A 17,502-nucleotide genomic window follows, 5' to 3' on the forward strand; every position below is an offset into this window, starting at 1 on the left:
ATCGACATGGTGCGCAAGGCCGGTCTGTTCGACCTGCGGCTGGTGATCGCGATGCTGTTCGCGGTCTACGGGGTGGTGCTGGTGGTGGTCGGGCTCGGTTTCACCGAGGAGGCCGACCTGGACCGGGCCGACGGGCTCAACATCAACCTGTGGAGCGGGCTCGGGATGGTGGTGCTGGCCGCGGTGTTCGCCGTGTGGACGTTCGCGCGGCCGGTGGTCGTCCCCGACGACGTCGACGGTGACGTCGAGGCGGGTGACCAGGTGTAGCTCAGCGCCGGGGGTAGACCGGGTTGAACGCCTCGATCGTCCAGGCGTCGAATCGGCGGATGGCGCGTCGGATGCGCATGCGCACTCGGGTGCTCCTTTCTCGGGGTGTCCTACCGAGTACAGCGCGTTGATCTTCTGGATCGTTTCCGAAGCCGCTGGTGAGGTCGAACACAGGGTTCTCGCCACGGATGGCGCAGTCGATCGCTACCGTGCACCCCGTGCATCGACTCGTCGCCGTCCTGTGCGCGCTCCTCGTCGTCGCCGGTTGCGCCGGCACCGACCTCGCCAAGCACAAGCCGTACCCGCGCTCGACCGTGAAGGCGAACGCGGAGGCGGTGTCGGAGTCGGGCACCCAGCCGACCACGCCCGCCGACGGCCGGCCGGTCGAGGCCGCCTTCGCGCCGGACAAGCTGCGCCTGGTCGACCCGTGCAAGCTGCTGGACCGCAAGCTGCTGGAGCAGTTCGGCAAGCCCGGCCAGGTCTCCGCGACCGGCTTCAGCCGCTGCTCCAACTACATGGAGGACGCCTCCGGCAAGGACCTCGCGGTCACCATCGAGGTCGGCCAGACCATGACGACCGAGCTGAAGAACGCGGACAAGACCCTCGCCGGCCTCAAGAGCTACGAGCAGACCCTCGACAACGACGCCTGCTTCGTCTCGGCCATCACGCAGGAGAAGCCGCCGCTGGGCATGACCGTGCAGATCGGCTACAAGGACGCCGACGCGTGCACCCCGGGCCGCAAGGTGCTGGAGGCGGCGCTGAAGACGATCCGCGACCGCGGCGCGGTCCGCACCCCGGCGAGGGACTCGCTGATCACCCTCGACCCGTGCGCGCTGCCGGAGAAGGCGGTGGTGGAGGCGGCGGCGACCGCGTCGAACCGGCAGTACCCGTACGGCCTGCACAGCTGCTCGTGGGTCGCCAACGACCGGGAGCTGACCTTCGACCTGCGCTCGACGTTCGTCCCGAAGGACCGCAAGTTCGACGACAAGCAGACCGAGATCGACCTGGGCGGCGGCGTGAAGGCCTACCAGCTGGACAGCTCGGGCGCGTTCCCGTCGTGCTCGGTGAAGTGGGTCCAGCGGATGGACTCCGACGACGACGGCGAGGTCGTCGAGGTCAAGTCGGCGGGCGCGAAGAAGTACGAGTTCGACCGGTGCGCGGCGGCGGTGGGCTTCGCGAAGGGCGTCCTGCCCAAGCTCCCCAAGGGGTGACCTCTGCTGAACGGGGGCTGACGGGAGCGCTTGTTACCCGTTACTCTCCAGTAACACCTTCGCGCACCTTGGAGGGCCTCCATGACGCAGACCGCCCCCACGACTCCGCCGCGGGCCGCGGACGAGCAGAAGCGGTTCGCCTCGCTCGACCCGCGCACGGGTGAGGTGATCGCCCACCACTCCGTGCACGGCGAGACCGAGGTGCGGGCGGCGGTCGAGCGCGCGCGGGTGGCGGCGGCCTTCTGGGACGAGCTGGGCTTCGACGGGCGCAAGGCGCGGCTGGACGCGTGGCGGAAGGTGCTGGTCAAGCGGCTGGACGAGTTCCAGGCGCTGATCTGCGCGGAGACCGGCAAGTCCGCCGACGACGCCCGCACCGAGCTCGCCCTGGTGATCGACCACCTGCACTGGGCGGCGAAACAGGCCCCGAAGGTGCTCGGCAAGCGGCGCGTGTCGCCGGGGATGCTGATGTACAACCACTCGGCGTCGCTGGAGTACCGGCCGCTGGGCGTGGTGGGCGTGATCGGGCCGTGGAACTACCCGGCGTTCACGCCGATGGGGTCGATCGCGTACGCGCTGGCCGCCGGCAACGCGGTGGTGTTCAAGCCGAGCGAGTTCACGCCCGGCGTCGGGGTGTTCCTGGAGGACACCTTCGCCGAGGTGGTGCCCGAGTACCCGGTGCTGCAGGTGGTGACCGGGTTCGGGGAGACCGGCGCGGCGCTGTGCGGGGCCGGGGTGGACAAGCTGGCGTTCACCGGGTCCACGCCGACCGGCAAGAAGGTCATGGCGGCGTGCGCCGCGACCCTGACGCCGGTGCTGGTCGAGTGCGGCGGCAAGGACCCGCTGATCGTCGCCGAGGACGCGGACGTGGCCGCCGCCGCCGAGGGCGCGGTGTGGGGCGGGATCTTCAACTCCGGGCAGACGTGCGCCGGCGTCGAGCGGGTGTACGTGGCCGACGCCGTGTACGACCAGTTCGTGAAGCTGGTGGTGGACAAGGCGAAGAAGCTGCGGCCCGGCGGCGAGCCGGACGCGGACTTCGGGCCGATCACCATGCCCAAGCAGGTCGACGTCATCCAGTCGCACGTCGCCGACGCGCTGGACAAGGGCGGCAAGGCGCTCGTGGGCGGGCTGGAGTCGATCCGGCCGCCGTACGTCGAGCCGATCGTGCTGGTGGACGTGCCGGACGACTCCACGGCGGTCACGGACGAGACGTTCGGGCCGACCCTGGTGGTGACCCGCGTGGCCGACGCCGACGAGGCCGTGCGCAAGGCGAACTCGCTGGCCTACGGGCTGGGGGCGACGGTGTACTCGCGCAACCGGGGCGAGGAGATCGCGGCCAAGCTGCGCTGCGGCATGGTGTCGATCAACTCGGTGCTGGCGTACGCGTCCGTGCCGGGGCTGCCGTTCGGCGGGGTCGGGGAGTCCGGGTTCGGCCGCATCCACGGCGAGGACGGGCTGCGCGAGTTCACCTACGCGCACTCCGTGACCCGCAAGAAGTTCGGCGGGCTGCTCAACCCGATGACCTACGAGCGCAGCGGGCGCACCATGCGGCACGTGCTGCGGTTGGTACGGGTCCTCTACGGGCGCTGAGCGGTTTCAGCCGGGCCGTTCCCCCTCGGGTGGGGTAGGAATGTTGGTGACCATCGGCCAGGGAGGTCACCATGAAGAAGATCATCAACGATCCGGCGACCGTGGTGGCGGACGCGCTGCGCGGCATGGCCGCCGCGCACCCGGACCTGCTGGACGTCCAGTACGACCCCGCCGTCGTCGTGCGGGCGGACGCACCGGTGCCGCGCAAGGTCGCGGTGATCTCCGGCGGCGGGTCGGGCCACGAGCCGCTGCACGGCGGGTTCGTCGGGCGGGGCATGCTCGACGCGGCCTGCCCCGGTGCCGTGTTCACCTCACCCACGCCTGACCAGGTGCAAGCGGCCATCACGCGCACGGACGGCGGCGCGGGCGCGCTGCTGATCGTGAAGAACTACACCGGCGACGTCCTCAACTTCGAGACCGCCGCCGAGCTGGCCGCCATGGAGGGTGTCGAGGTCCGGTCGGTCGTGATCGACGACGACGTGGCCGTGAAGGACTCCCTGTACACGGCGGGCCGGCGGGGCGTCGGCGGGACCGTGCTGCTGGAGAAGATCGTCGGGGCCGCGGCCGAGCGCGGGGTGGACCTGGACGGCTGCGAGGCGTTGGCGCGCAGGGTGATCGGCCAGGTGCGGTCGATGGGCCTGGCGCTGTCGGCATGCACCGTGCCGCACGCGGGGGAACCGAGTTTCACGCTGGCCGACGACGAGATGGAACTGGGCATCGGCATCCACGGCGAGCCCGGACGGCAGCGCGTGCCGGTCGGCCCGGCGTCCGAGCTGGTGCCGGCGCTGCTCGACCCGATCCTGGAGGACCTGCCGTTCACCGAGGGTGACCGGGTCCTGCTGTTCACCAACGGCATGGGCGGCACGCCGCTGATCGAGCTGTACCTGGCGCACGGCATCGCGGAGGAACTGCTGGCCGCGCGGGGGATCGTCGTGGAGCGGCGGCTGGTCGGGCCGTACATCACCAGCCTGGAGATGCAGGGCATGAGCCTGACCGTGCTGAAGCTGGACGACGAGCTGATCGACCTGTGGGACGCGCCCGTCCACACGCCCGCCCTGCGGTGGGGCGTCTGATGGCGACCTGCACGGCTTCGAGCATCGCCGACGCGCTGCGGTCAGCCGCCCAAGTGATCACCGAACACCGCGACGAACTCGTCCGCCTGGACCGCGAGATCGGCGACGGCGACCACGGCGAGAACATGAAGCGCGGCTTCACGGCCATGGTGTCCAAACTGGACTCCACCGAGCTCGCTACCCCTGGCGCTGTCCTGAAACTGGCCGCATCAACCCTGATCTCGACCGTGGGCGGCGCGGCAGGCCCCCTGTACGGCACAGCTTTCCTCCGCGCGGCCGCCGCCGTGGGCGACGCGGCCGAACTCGACGCCGCACTGGTGGCCAAGGCCCTGCAGGCGGCGCTCGAGGGTGTCGTGGCACGCGGCAAGGCGGTCGTCGGTGACAAGACGATGGTCGACGCCCTCACGCCCGCGGTCGCGGCAGCCGAGTCGGTGGCCGAGGCGGGCGGCGACGTGGCGTCGGTGCTGTCCGCGGCAGCCGAAGCAGCCGACCAGGGCGCCGAATCCACCGTGCCACTCGTGGCGCGCAAGGGCCGTGCGTCGTACCTGGGCGAACGCAGCGCCGGACACCTCGACCCAGGCGCCCGCTCGACCGCGCTGCTGCTGCGGACGTTCGCCGGGAGCGCGCGATGATCGGCTTGGTCGTCGTGTCGCACAGCCGGCGCCTGGCCGAGGGCGTGGCCGAACTGGCCGGCCAGATGGCGCCCGACGTGACGATCGTGCCCGCCGGCGGTGACGGCGAGGGCGGCCTGGGGACCGACTTCATGGCGGTGACCGAGGCGATCGAGCAGGCGAGCGGCGACGGGGTCGTGGTCCTCTACGACCTGGGCAGCGCCCGCATGGTCGCCGACATGGCCGCCGAGGAAGCGACCGGCGAGGTACGAGTGGTGGACGCACCCTTGGTGGAGGGCGCGGTAGCCGCGGCGGTCGCGGCACAGGGAGGAGCGGCCCTGGACGCCGTCGCGGCAGCCGCCACAGGAGCCGCCGAGGAAGCCGGCTGGACCCGATCCCCCGCCGACACTTCCACCTCAGCTCCGGCCCACCCCGCCGACACCTCCACCCCGACTCCGGCCCACCCCACCGGCACCGCCGCTCCGGATCCCGCCCACCCCGCCGGCACCTCCACCCCAGCTCCGGCCCACCCCGCCAGCACCTCCAGCACGGGCGAGGTCCGAGCGCAGGTCGTGCTCACCAACGACGTCGGTCTGCACGCTCGCCCCGCTGCCCTGGTCGCTCGTGCGTTGGCCGGCCTCGACGCGCGGGTGGTCGTGCGGTTCGACGGGCAGGAGGCGGACGCGGCCAGCGTGCTCGCGCTCATGGGGCTGGGTGCGCCCGGCGGCGCTCGTGTCGAGCTGGTCGCGTCGGGAACCGATGCCGCCGAAGCGGTACGCCGGGTGGAAGACCTCGCCGCCCGCAACTTCGACGAATGACCCGGCGAACAAGACGACGAACGAGCTGGTGACGCGGCTCTTGACCGGTTTCTTGCTCGATACCGATGGTGAAGCTCACGCGAACCGCGCGTGACGGGCGTGGGATAGTCGGGCCCAAGTTACCGTCCGGTAGCCACTCCGCAGAGTGGGAGGTATCGCAGTGACGCGCCAGTTCACGAAGGTGGGCATCGTCGGCCTCGGCACGATGGGCGCCGGCATCGCCGAAGTACTCGCCCGGACCGGCCTCACTGTCGTCGCGGTGGACGTCGACGAGGCGGGCCTGGCGCGCGGCCGCGGGCACCTCGACCACTCCACCGGCCGTGCGGTCGCCGGGGGCAAGCTCGACGAGGCCGCCCGTGCCGAACTCCTCGCCCGCATCAGCTACTCGACGTCCCTCGACGCGCTCGCCGACGTCGACCTCGTCATCGAGGCCGTGCCCGAGAGCATGGAGCTCAAGGCGAAGGTGTTCGCCGAACTGGACCGGATCTGCCGTCCCGAGGTGGTGTTCGCGTCCAACACCTCGGCGCTGTCGATCACCGAGATCGGCGTCCACACCGGACGGCCCGGCAAGGTCGTCGGCATGCACTTCTTCAACCCGGCCCCGGTGCTCAAGCTGGTCGAGGTGGTGCGCACGGTCGTCACCGAGCCGGACGTGGTGACCGACGTCGTCGCGTTCGCCGAGAGCCTGGGCAAGTCGCCGGTCGTCATCGGCGACCGCGCCGGTTTCATCGCCAACGCGCTGCTGTTCGGCTACCTCAACCACGCCGTGCGCATGTACGAAACCCGTTACGCCACAAGGGAAGACCTCGACGCGGCGATGCGCTACGGCTGCGGCTACCCGATGGGTCCGCTGGCGCTGCTCGACCTGATCGGCCTGGACACCGCGTACGAGATCCTCGACACGATGTACCACCAGTCCCGCAACCGCCTGCACGCCCCGGCGCCGCTGCTCAAGCAGATGATCACCGCGGGTCTGCTGGGCCGCAAGAGCGGGCGCGGCTTCTACACCTACGACGCCCCCGACTCGCCGACCGTCGTCCCCGACTCCCTCACGCCCGCCGCCGCGTCCTCGGACGTGCCGACGCGCGAGGTCCAGCGGGTCGGCGTGATCGGCACCGGCACCATGGCCACCGGCATCGTCGAGGTCTTCGCCAAGCGCGGCTACGACGTCGTGCTGCGCGCCCGGTCGCGGGACAAGGCCGAGGGCGCGGTCGGCAAGGTGCGCAAGTCGTTGGACAAGGCCGTGTCGCGCGGCAAGCTCTCCGAGGCCGACCGCGACGCCACGCTGGCCCGCATCACGCCCGCCGTCGAGTTCGCCGACCTCGCCGACTGCGACCTGGTGGTCGAGGCCGTGGCGGAGGAACTGGAGATCAAGAAGTCCGTCTTCCAGGCGCTGGACGAGGTCTGCAAGCCGGGCGCGGTCCTCGCGACCACGACGTCCTCGCTGCCGGTGATCGAGTGCGCGGCGGCGACCTCGCGCCCCGGTGACGTGGTGGGCCTGCACTTCTTCAACCCCGCGCAGGTGATGAAGCTGGTGGAGATCGTGGAAACCATCGCCACCTCCGCCGACGTCGTCGCCACCGCCCGGCGCATCTGCATCGACCTGGGCAAGGTGCCGGTGCACTGCGGCGACCGGGCAGGGTTCATCGTCAACGCCCTGCTGTTCCCGTACCTCAACGACGCGGTGAAGATGCTGGAGGCGCACTACGCGGACGCCGACGACATCGACAACGCCATGAAGGTCGGCTGCTCCCTGCCGATGGGCCCGTTCGAACTGCTGGACGTCGTGGGCCTGGACGTGTCGCTGGCGATCGAACGCACCCTGTACCTGGAGTTCCGCGAGGCCGGCTTCGCCCCCGCGCCGCTGCTGGAGCACCTGGTGACGGCGGGTCGGCTGGGTCGCAAGACCGGCAAGGGGTTCCGGGACTACACCTGAGTCACGGGCCGTTGCGCGCGTTTGGCATCGTGGTGCCCATGCGGCGTGTGGTTCTCTCGCTCCTGGTTGCGGCGCTTGGCGTGTCCGGTTGCGCCTACAAGGTGAACGGCACGCCGGTCGCCGGCGTGCTGGACGTCGACCCACCCTTCTCGTCCGCCCCGCCGACGCCGACCTCCACGTCGGCGTCGACATCGGGCACCCCGAAACCGGACAAGAACGTCGGCGACATCTGCAAGCTGCTGACGTGGCGCGACTTGCCCTACGACGTCCGCGACAAGTCCGCGCCACCAACCGAGACCGGCTACGACACGACCTTCGACCAGTCGTGCAAGTGGCAGACCAGCGTCGACCACCTGGACGTCGGCGTAACCCTGCGCTTCCGCGGCGGTCGACCGATCACCCTGGACACCAGCAACGGCTCGTACGACGTGGGCGGCCGGAAGCTGACCTACTTCGACCGAACCACGGACACGTCGGTGCAGCCGTCCTGCGTGCTGGTGATGGACTACGCGGGCGGCGGCATCGGCATCATCGTGATCGACGGCTCGGCCCGCTTCGGCGCGATCTGCGACCAGGGCAAGAAGGTCGCCGAGGTACTGCTGTCCAAGGAACCCAAGGGCTGACCTACGCGGGCGGGCGCAGAGGAGCGGGCGAGCCGGCGGCGGCGCTGCGCGGCGGCCGGCGGCGCGCGAGAGTGCGGGCGGCGGGGGCTGCGTGGCGGCTTGCGGCGGGTTGCGAGAGTGCGGGCGGCGGGGGCTGCGTGGCCGGCGCGGAACAGCGTGCGGGCCAGCGGCGAGCGCTGCGCGGGTGGGCGCGAAACAGCGGCGAGCCAGCGGTGGGCGCAGAGGAGCGTGCGGGCCGGCGGCGGGCGCGGAGGAGTAGGCGGCGGGTCCTGCGCGGGCGGGTCGGCGCGGGTTCGGGACGGTAGGCGCGATGGCGCTCGGCCGCCACTGTCGACGAACGAAGCAGGCGGCCGGGCGTTCCGGAGTTGTGGTGGGACTGGTCGTGTGGCGGGTGTCGTGTGGCGGGATCAGCTGCAGCAGCCGCCGCCGCAGCAACCGCCGCCGCCCTGGGGAGCGGGCTGGGCGGCTTTGCCGGACAGGCCCACCATGGACAGCAGCTTCACCGTGTCGTCGTGCCCCTGCGGGCACGGGGCGGGGTCGGACGCCTCGCTCATCGAGCGCTTGACGTCGAACGTGGCGCCACACGCCTTGCAACGGAACTCGTAGGTCGGCACGCCCCTATTGTGACCGCTGCCCGGGCAGCAGCACCACCGCGGGCACCAAGGCGACGGTCAGGATCGACACGAGTGTCAGCAGCGGCAGGCCGTGGGCCCAGCCCAACCCCGCCGCGGCGGCGTGGGCACCCGAGAACGTCGCCAACCACGTGCGCGCCTGCGGGCGCAGCCACGCGGTGACCAGCGCGGAGCCCGAGGTGACCAGCAGGATCGTGCCGGCCGCCAGCAGCATGCCGGGCCGGTTGCCCAGGGCGATGCCCTGGCCGGAACCCGTGCCCATCCCCGTGCCGGCGCGGACGGCGGGGATCGACAACACCGCCATCTCGGCGAGGAGGAGGACGGTCACGGCACCCTGCTGCCACTTGTTCACGCCATGGACCGTAGGGGATCACAGTCAACACCTTCATTACCCTGGGTCCTCGTGCCGCGCCGCAACCGTCCCCAGCGCCCCGCCGAGCCGAGTCCGCCCGGTGGCGGCGCGTGGCCGCGTGCGGAGAGCGCGTCGGACGGTGAGTGGTTGGTGCGCAACGTGTCCGGGGCCGCGACGACGAAGACCTACCGGTGCCCCGGGTGCGACCACGAGATCCGGCCCGGCACGCCGCACGTCGTGGCGTGGCCCGCGGCCGACTACGGCTCGATTGAGGATCGGCGGCACTGGCACCAGGGTTGCTGGTCCTCGCGGGGGCGGCGGGGGCCGACTTCGCGGCGTTGGTGACGGCCGGGGGCCGGATTTGGGCAGGGCTGGGCTGGTGGGACTGGGCTGGTGAGGGCGGTCGGGCTGGCCGGGGGGCGGGCAGGTAGGGCTGGCGGGGGGCGGAGAGGCTGGGCTGGCGGGGGCTGGGCTGGTGAGGGCCGGGTTTCGTGTGCGTTGTCTGCCGTTGCCCGCGCTCCTTGATTCACGGGACGCGCGAGGCCGGGTTTGGTCGCAGATCCTGCATGTCACACGATGGGGTGATGGAGGTGGTCGGTGGTGGGTGAGGTCGTGCGGATCACGGGTAGCACGGTGTTGCCCGCTCGTCGGGAGGCCGTGACCCTGGTCACTGAGGACGGGTTGCGGCTGGTCGGCGAGTTGGCGTTGCCGGATGACCGCGCGCCGCGAGCGACCTTGGTGATGTTGCACCCGTTGCCCACGCACGGCGGCATGATGGATTCCCACCTGTTGCGCAAGGCGGCGTGGCGGTTGCCCGCGCTCGCGGGCGCGGCCGTGTTGCGGTTCAACACGCGTGGCACCGCCAGTGAGGCCGGCCGCAGTGAGGGCAGCTTCGACAACGCCAGGGGTGAGCGACTGGATGTCGCCGCCGCGCTGGCGTTCGTCGCCGACCGCGGACTGCCCGACATTTGGTTGGTCGGGTGGTCCTTCGGCACGGATCTCGCGTTGATGCACGGGTGTGACCCGCGGGTTGTCGGAGCGATCCTGATCTCACCTCCTCTGCGGTGGAGCACGTCGGAACACTTGGTCAGGTGGGCGCGGAAGAGGGTGGTGTGCCTCGTGCCGGAGCACGACGACTACCTGCCCCCGACCGAGGCCAGGCGGCGGTTCGGTGCGGACCTCCCGACCGCGGACGTGGTCGACTTCCCCGGCGCCAAGCACCTCTTCGTCGGGCAGACCGACGAGGTGCTCGACGCGATCGTGTCCACGGCCCTGCCCGAGGTGCCCACACCGCTGCCGCGCACCTGGTCCGGCCCTTGTGAGCGTCGTCAGATCGTCATCACGACCTCCTGACGCCTCCGGACCGGCACCCGAACCCCTGCCGTGACGCTGTCGTCCCCGGCCGTGACGCTGTTGCCCGCGGCCGTGACACGGTCGTCCGCGGCCGTGACGCTGTTGCCCGCGTGCGCGGAGCCCAGTTTCTCCGCGACGCACTGGGAGGGCTCGTCGTAGGGGTGGGTGGTGGTCGACACCGGACGGTGCGGACGCTCGCGTTCCGCCCCCGGGACGGCCGCACGTGCCGTCTCGGGGGCCTGGCCCCGGCCCCCGGGCCAGGAAGGGTGGAACGGGAGCGTCCGCTCGCCGTCCGGTTCGTGGTGGTGCGGTCCGCCGGAGCCGATGACCTCGCCGGTCTCCGGCGGCACCACCTCGCGGTACCCGACGCCGTCTTGCGCTCGGTGGACCTTCCACCGCGCCACCGGGCCGGCCGCCTCCGCGGTGGGCGGCGGGCCTGGTGGGGTGTGGTCGGTCCCCGGGTCGGACAGGACGGTCGTCGGGACACGCAGCTCACCCGGACCACCGACGCGCCCGTGGACCGGGCGGTCGGTGTGGATCTCTTCCGGGTTCGAGGTCATGGCACGAAGGTAACGAGGGGGTACGACAATCCCGGGCATGGATCATTTGCCGCTCGTGCTGCTCCACGCCTTCCCGTTGGACTCGCGCATGTGGGACGGGGTGCGGAACACGCTTGACCCGATCACCCCTGACCTGCGCGGACGTGATCGGCAGCCACCTGATCTCGGGGCGCTCGCGGACGACGTGCTGGCCGAGTTGGACGCCCATGGACACGATCGGGTGATTCTCGGCGGCTGTTCGATGGGCGGGTACGTGGCGATGGCGCTGCTGCGGCGCGACCCGTCGCGGGTGGCCGGGTTGGTGCTCGCGGACACGCGGTTCACGGCGGACGGCGAGGAGGCTCGCGCGAACCGGCTGGTGATGGCGGACCGGGTGGTGGCCGAGGGTCTGGAGTGGGTGCCGGACACGGTGTTGGGCGGGTTGCTGGGGGCCGCGCCGGCGGACGGTGTGGCGGAGCGGGTGCGGGAGTTGATCTTGGCTCAGGACCCGGCCGAGGTGGCGTGGGCGCAGCGGGCCATGGCGGCGCGGCCGGACTCGCGGGAGGTGCTGGCGGGGGTGGACGTGCCGGCGTTGGTGCTGGTGGGGGCGCAGGACACGCTCACGCCGCCGACCGCGGCCCGGGAGTTGGCCGACGTGCTGCCGCAGGGGTCGTACGTCGAGCTGCCCGACGCTGGGCACCTGACGCCCGTCGAGGTGCCGCAAGCGTTTGCGGAGGCGGTCAGCGCTTGGCGGGACCGGGTGGGGGTGTAGGGCCGGTCAGCGCTTGGCGGAGCGGGCCTTGGGTGGGGTCGGGCGGGCGATCTTCTGGGTCGGGCCGTCCGGGCCCTGCTGGGGCTTGGGCTGGGACGGGGACGACTGGCCGGCGGGCTGCTGCGGACCGGGGGAGGAGGAGGGCTGGGCGGCCGCCTGACCAGGCTGAGCGGCTTGAGCAGGTTGGGCGGCCTGGCCGGGTTGAGCGGGCTGGGCGGCGGGTGCCGGAGCCGGCTGGCCGGCGGCCTGGGTGGGCTGCGCTGCGGGCGCGGGCTGCTGCTGGCCGGTGGGCTGGACCGGCTGGACCTGGGCGGCCGGAGTGGGCTGGTCGGCCGGGGGCTGGGTGGGGGGTGTGGGCTGGGTGAGCTGTTCGGGCTGGGGCTTTTCCTCCTCCAGCGGGTCCAGCAGCGGCGTGACCTCGTGCAGTGCCGTGCGGACCGAGTGCAGCTGCTGGGACAGCCGGTTGCGCAGCTGGCGCAGGGCCTCGACCTTCTGCGTCGCCTGCGTGACCCGACGGTTGGACTCCTCCGTGGCCTCCCGCACCCGGCGGTTGGCCTCGTCGGTGGCTTCCTGCACGCGTGCGGTGGCCTCGCTGATCGAGTCGTGCCGCCGCCGGTTCGCCTCTTCGGTGGCCTCTCGCACCAGGCGCTGGGCCTCGGCGTTGGACGCCGCCTGTTCCTGCGCGATCTGGGCGCGCACCCGCGCGGCTTCCTCGGCCGCCTCGCGCACCCGCCGGTCGGCCTCGGCCTTGGACGACGCCTCCTGCTCGGCCAGCAGCTTCATCGACTCGACGCGCCGCGCGGCCATGGCGATCTCGAAGTCCTCCTCGACGGTGGTCCGCCGCTGGAGGGACTCCTCGTCCAGCTTCGCCGCCGCGTCGCGCGCCTCGCCCACGATCCGCTCGGCCTCGGCGCGTGCCTTCTCCAGCACGCCCCGGTGCTCGGCCTCCATCTCGGTGCGCCGCTGGTCCAGCTCGGCGATGAGCTTCTCGTACCGGGTCCGCAGCACCGCCGCGTCGGCCTCGGCCTTGGCCCGGATGTGCCCGCCCTCGGCCTCGGCGCGCGCCTTGATCTCGTTGGCCTCGTCCTGCGCGAGGCGCAGCATGCGCTGCAGCCGCTCGCTCAGGCCCTCCAGCGTGGTGGGCGGCAGGGACAGGCGTTCGACCTGCCCGCGCAGCTCGGCGATCTCCGAGCGGGCCGCCTCGAGCTGGCGGGTCAGGTCGTTGGTCTGCGACACCGCCGCGTCGCGGTCGGCCGCGAGCAGGCGCAGGTCCGCGTCGAGGCGCTCCAGGTGGTCCTCGACCTGCGCGCGGTCGTAGCCGCGTTTGACGATGTCGAAGCCGCTGCCCAGGGGGACGAGGTCACGGTCGTCGGCGAGGCCCATGACGTGCACGCTACCCGTTCCGGCCGTGCGAGGGGCACCCCGCCACCCGCACGGCCGGACATTTCCCTTTAGACGCCCCGGAAACGGTTGATCGCGTCCAGGTGCTGGGCACGCATCTCGTGATCCCGCACACCCAGGCCCTCCTCGGGCGCCAGCGTCAGCACGCCGACCTTGCCCTGGTGGGCGTTGCGGTGGACGTCGTAGGCCGCCTGGCCCACTTCGCCCAACGAGTACACCTTGGACAGTGTCGGGTGGATCTTCCCCTTGGCGATCAAGCGGTTGGCCTCCCACGCCTCGCGGTAGTTCGCGAAGTGCGAGCCGATGATCCGCTTGAGGTTCATCCACAGGTAGCGGTTGTCGTACTGGTGCATGTACCCGCTGGTGGACGCGCAGGTGACGATCGTGCCGCCCTTCTTGGCCACGAACACCGACGCGCCGAAGGTCTCCCGGCCGGGGTGCTCGAACACGATGTCCGGGTCCTCGCCGCCGGTCAGCTCGCGGATCTTGGCCCCGAGGCGCTTCCACTCCTTCGGGTCCTGCTCGTGCTCGTCCTTCCAGAACTTGAAGCCCTCGGCGGACCGGTCGATGATCAGCTCCGCGCCCATCTTGCGGCAGATTTCGGCCTTTTCGGGCGAAGACACCACGCAGATCGGGGTGGCGCCGCCGTTGAGCGCGAACTGGGTGGCGTAGGAGCCCAGGCCGCCGGACGCGCCCCAGATCAGGACGGTGTCGCCCTGCTTCATGTTCGCGCCGTTGACCGACACCAGCTGCCGGTACGCGGTGGAGTTGACCAGGCCCGGGGACGCGGCCTCCTCCCACGTCAGGTGGTTCGGCATGGGCATCAGCTGGTTGGCCTTGACCAGGGCGACCTCGGCGAGGCCGCCGAAGTTGGTCTCGAAGCCCCAGATGCGCTGCTCGGGGTCGAGCATGGTGTCGCTGTGGCCGTCCGGGTGCTCCAGCTGGACGTCCAGGCAGTGCGCGACGACCCGGTCACCGGGCTTCCACGCGTTGACGCCCGGACCGGTGCGCAGGACGACGCCCGCGAGGTCGGAGCCGACCACGTGGTAGGGCAGGTCGTGCTTGGCGGCCTCCGGCGAGCTCTTGCCGTAGCGCTTGAGGAACCCGAACGTCGACAGCGGCTCGAAGATCGAGGTCCACACGGTGTTGTAGTTGATGGCGGAGGCCATCACGGCGACCAGCGCCTCGCCGGGGCCCAGCTCCGGCACGGGCACCTCGTCGACGTGGAGCGACTTGCGGGGGTCCTTGTCCTTGGTCGCCAGGCCCTGGAACATGTCGACCTCGTCGGCGTGCACGGTGACGCCGCGGTAGGTCTCCGGTACGTCAAGCGATCCGACCGCGTCCAGTTCGTCGGCGAGGATCGCGTCGAGGATCTTCTGCACGGCGTGTGCCTCCCAATGGGGTGGTGCTCCGGGATTGTGGCGTTGGACGCAGGTCCACGCAGGTTGCCGGAGGTTACCCACCGGTAACCGATTCAGAACCCGGCCTGTGAGGCATTGCACTGAGTCGGTACCCGATCGGTGCATCTTGACCGGGCGGCCAACCAAGCGGAGCATCGTGCTGTCCGCTTTTCGAGGACGGAGGTGCAGGTCATGACCAAGGCGTGGACCAGGTGGCAGGACTGGGCCGAAGTCGTCATCGGCGCGCTGGTGCTGCTGTCGCCGCTCGTGGTGGAGACGTCCAACGCGGCGATGTGGACGATGATCGTGCTCGGCGCGCTCATCGCCATCGACGGCCTCGCGTCGCTCGCGATGCCCGCGATGGTGTACGGCGAGTGGTTCCAGATGCTGCTGGGTGCGCTGCTGTTCATCTCCCCGTGGGTGATGGGCTACAGCGACCTGATGGCGGCGTCGTGGGTGTCGTGGATCGGCGGTGTGCTGACCGTCGCGATGGGTGCGATGGCCATGCCGGCGGCGAACGCGGCCCACAGCGGCCTGGCTGGGTCGCACTAGGTTGAAAGCGCGCGAGGTCGTCTGGAAGGACGACCTCGCACGGTGGTTCCCTGAGAAAGGCGGCAGCGTTGGCAGAGGACTCGTCGGCCAAGCAGAGGATCTTGGACGCGGCCGAGGAGTTGTTCGCCGAGTCGGGGTTCGACGCCACGCCCACCTCGCGCATCGCCGAGCGGGCCGGGGTGCCCAAGGGGCTCGTGCACTACTACTTCCGGCGCAAGCAGGACCTGCTGGCCGCGCTCGTGGACCGGTTGCCCGACGGCACCGTGGACCAGCGGCGGATCGTGGTCGTGGGTGACATCGCGGAGAGCCTGCGGCGGCTGGTCGCGGCCCTGGACGCCCGCCTCAACGCGTCTCCGCTGCTCAGCCACCTGCTGTGGCGGGAAGCCGACACGCACACCGCCGTGCGGGACGCCCTGCACGCCCGCTACCAGCTGGTCGCCGCGCAGATCCGGCAGGTGATCCTCGCCGCCGGCGGGGCGGCGGTGGCCAAGAAGGACGTGGACAGCGCGTCCGCCCTGGTCGCGCTGGCCGTCAGCTACCGGCACTCGGTCGCCCGGCACGCGCCGGACGACGACCGGATGGACCAGGAACTCGCCTTCGTGGCCACCGCGCTTCAGTGATCCTCGGCCGGTTCGACCAGTTCGACCAGGACACCGCCGGCGTCCTTCGGGTGGACGAAGTTGACCCGCGAGTTCGACGTCCCGCGCTTGGCCGCGTCGTAGAGCAGGCGCAGGCCGGCCGACCGCAGCGCCTCGGCGGCGGCGTCCACATCGGACACCCGGTAGGCCAGCTGCTGGAGCCCGGGGCCCGAACGGCCGATGAACTTCGCGATCGTGGACTCCGGCGTCAGCGGCGCCAGGAGCTGGATCGCGGTGCCGGAACCGGTGTCGCCCGGGGCCCGGAGCATGGCCTCGCGCACGCCCTGCTCCTCGTTGACCTCCTCGTGCGCCACCTCCAGCCCGAAGTGCTCGCGGTGGAACGCGATCGCGGCGTCGAGGTCCGGCACGGCGATCCCGACGTGGTCGATGGCGGTGACGAAACCGCGGAGTTGTTCTTGCATGACAAGGAGGGTAGGGGCGGAATCGGTGCAGCGGGAGTTGTGCGTCGTCTCACAGACTTACCCTCGGGTAACCCTGGGTATCGTTGCGAGTTAACAACCGCTTACACATGCTCGTGGAGGCCGATGTGTCCGGTTCCGTCATCGTCGCCGGGGCCCGTACCCCGATGGGGCGACTGCTCGGATCGTTGAAGGACTTCTCCGGCGCCCAGCTCGGCGGCGTCGCGATCAAGGCGGCGCTGGAGCGGGCCGGGGTCGCCCCCGAGCAGGTCCAGTACGTGATCATGGGTCAGGTCCTCACCGCGGGCGCCGGCCAGATCCCCGCGCGCCAGGCCGCGGTCGCCGCCGGCATCCCCATGTCGGTGCCCGCGCTCACCATCAACAAGGTGTGCCTGTCCGGCATCGACGCCATCGCCCTGGCCGACCAGCTCATCCGCGCCGGCGAGTTCGACATCGTGGTGGCGGGCGGCCAGGAGTCCATGACCCAGGCCCCGCACCTGCTGCCCAAGTCCCGCGGCGGCTTCAAGTACGGCGACGTGACCATGCAGGACCACATGGCCTACGACGGCCTGTTCTGCGCGTTCGACCAGGTCGCCATGGGCGCGTCGACGGAGAAGTACAACTCCCGCTACGGCCTGACCCGCGAGGAGCAGGACGCCTTCTCCGCGCGCTCCCACCAGCTCGCCGCCAAGGCCGCCGAGAACGGCGTGTTCGCCGAGGAGATCGCCCCGGTCGCGATCCCGCAGCGCAAGGGCGACCCGATCCTGTTCAGCACCGACGAGGGCGTGCGCGGCGACACCACCGTGGAGACGCTGGCCAAGCTGCGCCCGGCGTTCGCCTCCGACGGCACCATCACCGCGGGCTCGGCGTCGCAGATCTCCGACGGCGCGGCGGCCGTGGTCGTGATGAGCAAGGCCAAGGCCGAGGAGCTGGGCCTGACCTGGCTGGCCGAGATCGGCGCGCACGGCGTCGTCGCGGGTCCGGACGCGAGCCTGCACGAGCAGCCCGCGAACGCCATCAAGGCCGCGTGCGCCAAGGAGGGCATCGACCCGGCCGACCTGGACCTGGTCGAGATCAACGAGGCGTTCGCCGCGGTCGGCGTCGTCTCCACCCGGCAGCTCGGGATCTCCGAGGACAAGGTCAACGTCAACGGCGGCGCCATCGCGCTGGGCCACCCGATCGGCATGTCGGGCGCCCGGATCGCGCTGCACCTCGCGCTGGAGCTCAAGCGCCGCGGCGGCGGCGTGGGCGCGGCGGCCCTGTGCGGCGGCGGCGGTCAGGGTGACGCCCTGATCGTGCGCGTGCCTAAGGTCTAGGG

General features: G+C 71.4%; 20 protein-coding genes. 14 read left to right on the forward strand and 6 right to left on the reverse strand.

Annotation, left to right across the window (positions count from 1 at the left end; all coding sequences use genetic code 11):
• Positions 1-6: 6 nt before the first annotated feature.
• From DFJ66_RS30040 to DFJ66_RS30075, 8 genes are all read left to right on the forward strand, one after another.
• Positions 7-267, forward strand: a complete 261-nt coding sequence (locus DFJ66_RS30040; protein ID WP_121226066.1) for a hypothetical protein — start codon at positions 7-9, stop codon at positions 265-267.
• A 218-nt stretch (positions 268-485) separates the two neighbouring features.
• On the forward strand, positions 486-1,478 hold the full coding sequence (locus DFJ66_RS30045; protein WP_147459401.1) for a hypothetical protein: 993 nt from the start codon (positions 486-488) through the stop codon (positions 1,476-1,478).
• A gap of 81 nt (positions 1,479-1,559) precedes the next feature.
• On the forward strand, positions 1,560-3,065 hold the full coding sequence (locus tag DFJ66_RS30050) for an aldehyde dehydrogenase family protein (protein ID WP_121226071.1): 1,506 nt from the start codon (positions 1,560-1,562) through the stop codon (positions 3,063-3,065).
• Positions 3,066-3,136: 71 nt separating this feature from the next.
• Positions 3,137-4,138 (forward strand): dihydroxyacetone kinase subunit DhaK, encoded by a 1,002-nt coding sequence (gene dhaK, locus DFJ66_RS30055; RefSeq protein ID WP_121226073.1) that lies wholly within the window; start codon positions 3,137-3,139, stop codon positions 4,136-4,138.
• Positions 4,138-4,770 (forward strand): dihydroxyacetone kinase subunit DhaL, encoded by a 633-nt coding sequence (dhaL, locus tag DFJ66_RS30060; RefSeq protein WP_121226075.1) that lies wholly within the window; start codon positions 4,138-4,140, stop codon positions 4,768-4,770. Before dhaK ends, dhaL begins: the two co-directional genes overlap by 1 nt.
• Entirely contained in the window at positions 4,767-5,567 is an 801-nt protein-coding gene (gene dhaM, locus DFJ66_RS30065) for a dihydroxyacetone kinase phosphoryl donor subunit DhaM (protein ID WP_121226077.1), read from the forward strand. The genes dhaL and dhaM overlap by 4 nt, the downstream gene beginning before the upstream one ends.
• 160 nt (positions 5,568-5,727) lie before the next feature.
• A complete protein-coding gene (locus DFJ66_RS30070) occupies positions 5,728-7,503 on the forward strand; it encodes a 3-hydroxyacyl-CoA dehydrogenase family protein (RefSeq protein WP_121226079.1) in 1,776 nt (591 codons plus the stop codon).
• Between the two features lie 38 nt (positions 7,504-7,541).
• The gene (locus tag DFJ66_RS30075) at positions 7,542-8,126 is read left to right on the forward strand and encodes a DUF3558 family protein (RefSeq protein ID WP_121226081.1); all 585 of its coding nucleotides are present in this window, start codon (positions 7,542-7,544) and stop codon (positions 8,124-8,126) included.
• Positions 8,127-8,533: 407 nt separating this feature from the next.
• Here the strand turns inward: DFJ66_RS30075 and DFJ66_RS30080 are convergent, their stop codons facing one another.
• Both DFJ66_RS30080 and DFJ66_RS30085 read right to left on the reverse strand, forming a co-directional pair.
• Positions 8,534-8,740, reverse strand: coding sequence for an FmdB family zinc ribbon protein (locus DFJ66_RS30080; RefSeq protein ID WP_121226083.1), 207 nt, complete (start codon positions 8,738-8,740; stop codon positions 8,534-8,536).
• A gap of 4 nt (positions 8,741-8,744) precedes the next feature.
• On the reverse strand, positions 8,745-9,110 hold the full coding sequence (locus DFJ66_RS30085) for a hypothetical protein (RefSeq protein ID WP_121226085.1): 366 nt from the start codon (positions 9,108-9,110) through the stop codon (positions 8,745-8,747).
• Positions 9,111-9,161: 51 nt separating this feature from the next.
• Here DFJ66_RS30085 and DFJ66_RS44565 point away from each other — a divergent pair, with 51 nt between their 5' ends.
• Together DFJ66_RS44565 and DFJ66_RS30095 are read left to right on the forward strand one after the other, a co-directional pair.
• Complete coding sequence (locus tag DFJ66_RS44565; protein WP_121226087.1) at positions 9,162-9,455, forward strand: hypothetical protein; 294 nt, start codon at positions 9,162-9,164, stop codon at positions 9,453-9,455.
• A 255-nt stretch (positions 9,456-9,710) separates the two neighbouring features.
• Positions 9,711-10,463 (forward strand): alpha/beta hydrolase, encoded by a 753-nt coding sequence (locus DFJ66_RS30095; RefSeq protein WP_246029960.1) that lies wholly within the window; start codon positions 9,711-9,713, stop codon positions 10,461-10,463.
• Here DFJ66_RS30095 and DFJ66_RS30100 read toward each other — a convergent pair.
• Entirely contained in the window at positions 10,439-11,023 is a 585-nt protein-coding gene (locus DFJ66_RS30100; RefSeq protein WP_121226089.1) for a GNAT family N-acetyltransferase, read from the reverse strand. The two genes, DFJ66_RS30095 and DFJ66_RS30100, sit on opposite strands and share 25 nt — an antisense overlap.
• Before the next feature lie 37 nt (positions 11,024-11,060).
• On the opposite strand from DFJ66_RS30100, the gene DFJ66_RS30105 reads away from it, so the two are divergent.
• Positions 11,061-11,774: an alpha/beta fold hydrolase gene (locus DFJ66_RS30105; RefSeq protein WP_121226090.1), complete on the forward strand. Its 714-nt coding sequence runs from the start codon at positions 11,061-11,063 to the stop codon at positions 11,772-11,774.
• A gap of 6 nt (positions 11,775-11,780) precedes the next feature.
• Here the strand turns inward: DFJ66_RS30105 and DFJ66_RS30110 are convergent, their stop codons facing one another.
• Both DFJ66_RS30110 and ccrA read right to left on the reverse strand, forming a co-directional pair.
• On the reverse strand, positions 11,781-13,157 hold the full coding sequence (locus DFJ66_RS30110) for a coiled-coil domain-containing protein (protein WP_121226091.1): 1,377 nt from the start codon (positions 13,155-13,157) through the stop codon (positions 11,781-11,783).
• Between the two features lie 68 nt (positions 13,158-13,225).
• Complete coding sequence (gene ccrA, locus DFJ66_RS30115) at positions 13,226-14,557, reverse strand: crotonyl-CoA carboxylase/reductase (protein WP_121226092.1); 1,332 nt, start codon at positions 14,555-14,557, stop codon at positions 13,226-13,228.
• A 210-nt stretch (positions 14,558-14,767) separates the two neighbouring features.
• Between ccrA and DFJ66_RS30120 the strand changes: the two genes are divergently transcribed.
• Both DFJ66_RS30120 and DFJ66_RS30125 read left to right on the forward strand, forming a co-directional pair.
• Positions 14,768-15,127: an SPW repeat protein gene (locus tag DFJ66_RS30120; protein ID WP_121231950.1), complete on the forward strand. Its 360-nt coding sequence runs from the start codon at positions 14,768-14,770 to the stop codon at positions 15,125-15,127.
• 68 nt (positions 15,128-15,195) lie between these two features.
• The gene (locus DFJ66_RS30125) at positions 15,196-15,747 is read left to right on the forward strand and encodes a TetR/AcrR family transcriptional regulator (RefSeq protein ID WP_121226093.1); all 552 of its coding nucleotides are present in this window, start codon (positions 15,196-15,198) and stop codon (positions 15,745-15,747) included.
• On the opposite strand, the gene mce is transcribed toward DFJ66_RS30125, so the two are convergent.
• Positions 15,741-16,187 (reverse strand): methylmalonyl-CoA epimerase, encoded by a 447-nt coding sequence (gene mce / locus DFJ66_RS30130; protein WP_121226094.1) that lies wholly within the window; start codon positions 16,185-16,187, stop codon positions 15,741-15,743. The genes DFJ66_RS30125 and mce overlap by 7 nt on opposite strands.
• Positions 16,188-16,312: 125 nt before the next feature.
• Here mce and DFJ66_RS30135 point away from each other — a divergent pair, with 125 nt between their 5' ends.
• Positions 16,313-17,500, forward strand: a complete 1,188-nt coding sequence (locus tag DFJ66_RS30135; protein WP_121231951.1) for an acetyl-CoA C-acetyltransferase — start codon at positions 16,313-16,315, stop codon at positions 17,498-17,500.
• Positions 17,501-17,502: the final 2 nt, after the last annotated feature.

Origin of the sequence: Saccharothrix variisporea (assembly GCF_003634995.1) — a bacterium.
In the GTDB taxonomy this organism is placed as follows: domain Bacteria; phylum Actinomycetota; class Actinomycetes; order Mycobacteriales; family Pseudonocardiaceae; genus Actinosynnema; species Actinosynnema variisporeum.

Coding starts and splice junctions, on each gene's coding strand:
- DFJ66_RS30040 (WP_121226066.1), top strand. CDS start 7: ATGGTGCGCAAGGCCGGTCTGTTCGACCTGCGGCTGGTGATCGCGATG.
- DFJ66_RS30050 (WP_121226071.1), top strand. CDS start 1,560: ATGACGCAGACCGCCCCCACGACTCCGCCGCGGGCCGCGGACGAGCAG.
- dhaK (WP_121226073.1), top strand. CDS start 3,137: ATGAAGAAGATCATCAACGATCCGGCGACCGTGGTGGCGGACGCGCTG.
- dhaL (WP_121226075.1), top strand. CDS start 4,138: ATGGCGACCTGCACGGCTTCGAGCATCGCCGACGCGCTGCGGTCAGCC.
- dhaM (WP_121226077.1), top strand. CDS start 4,767: ATGATCGGCTTGGTCGTCGTGTCGCACAGCCGGCGCCTGGCCGAGGGC.
- DFJ66_RS30075 (WP_121226081.1), top strand. CDS start 7,542: ATGCGGCGTGTGGTTCTCTCGCTCCTGGTTGCGGCGCTTGGCGTGTCC.
- DFJ66_RS30100 (WP_121226089.1), bottom strand. CDS start 11,023: ATGACCTCGAACCCGGAAGAGATCCACACCGACCGCCCGGTCCACGGG.
- DFJ66_RS30105 (WP_121226090.1), top strand. CDS start 11,061: ATGGATCATTTGCCGCTCGTGCTGCTCCACGCCTTCCCGTTGGACTCG.
- DFJ66_RS30110 (WP_121226091.1), bottom strand. CDS start 13,157: ATGGGCCTCGCCGACGACCGTGACCTCGTCCCCCTGGGCAGCGGCTTC.
- DFJ66_RS30120 (WP_121231950.1), top strand. CDS start 14,768: ATGACCAAGGCGTGGACCAGGTGGCAGGACTGGGCCGAAGTCGTCATC.
- mce (WP_121226094.1), bottom strand. CDS start 16,187: ATGCAAGAACAACTCCGCGGTTTCGTCACCGCCATCGACCACGTCGGG.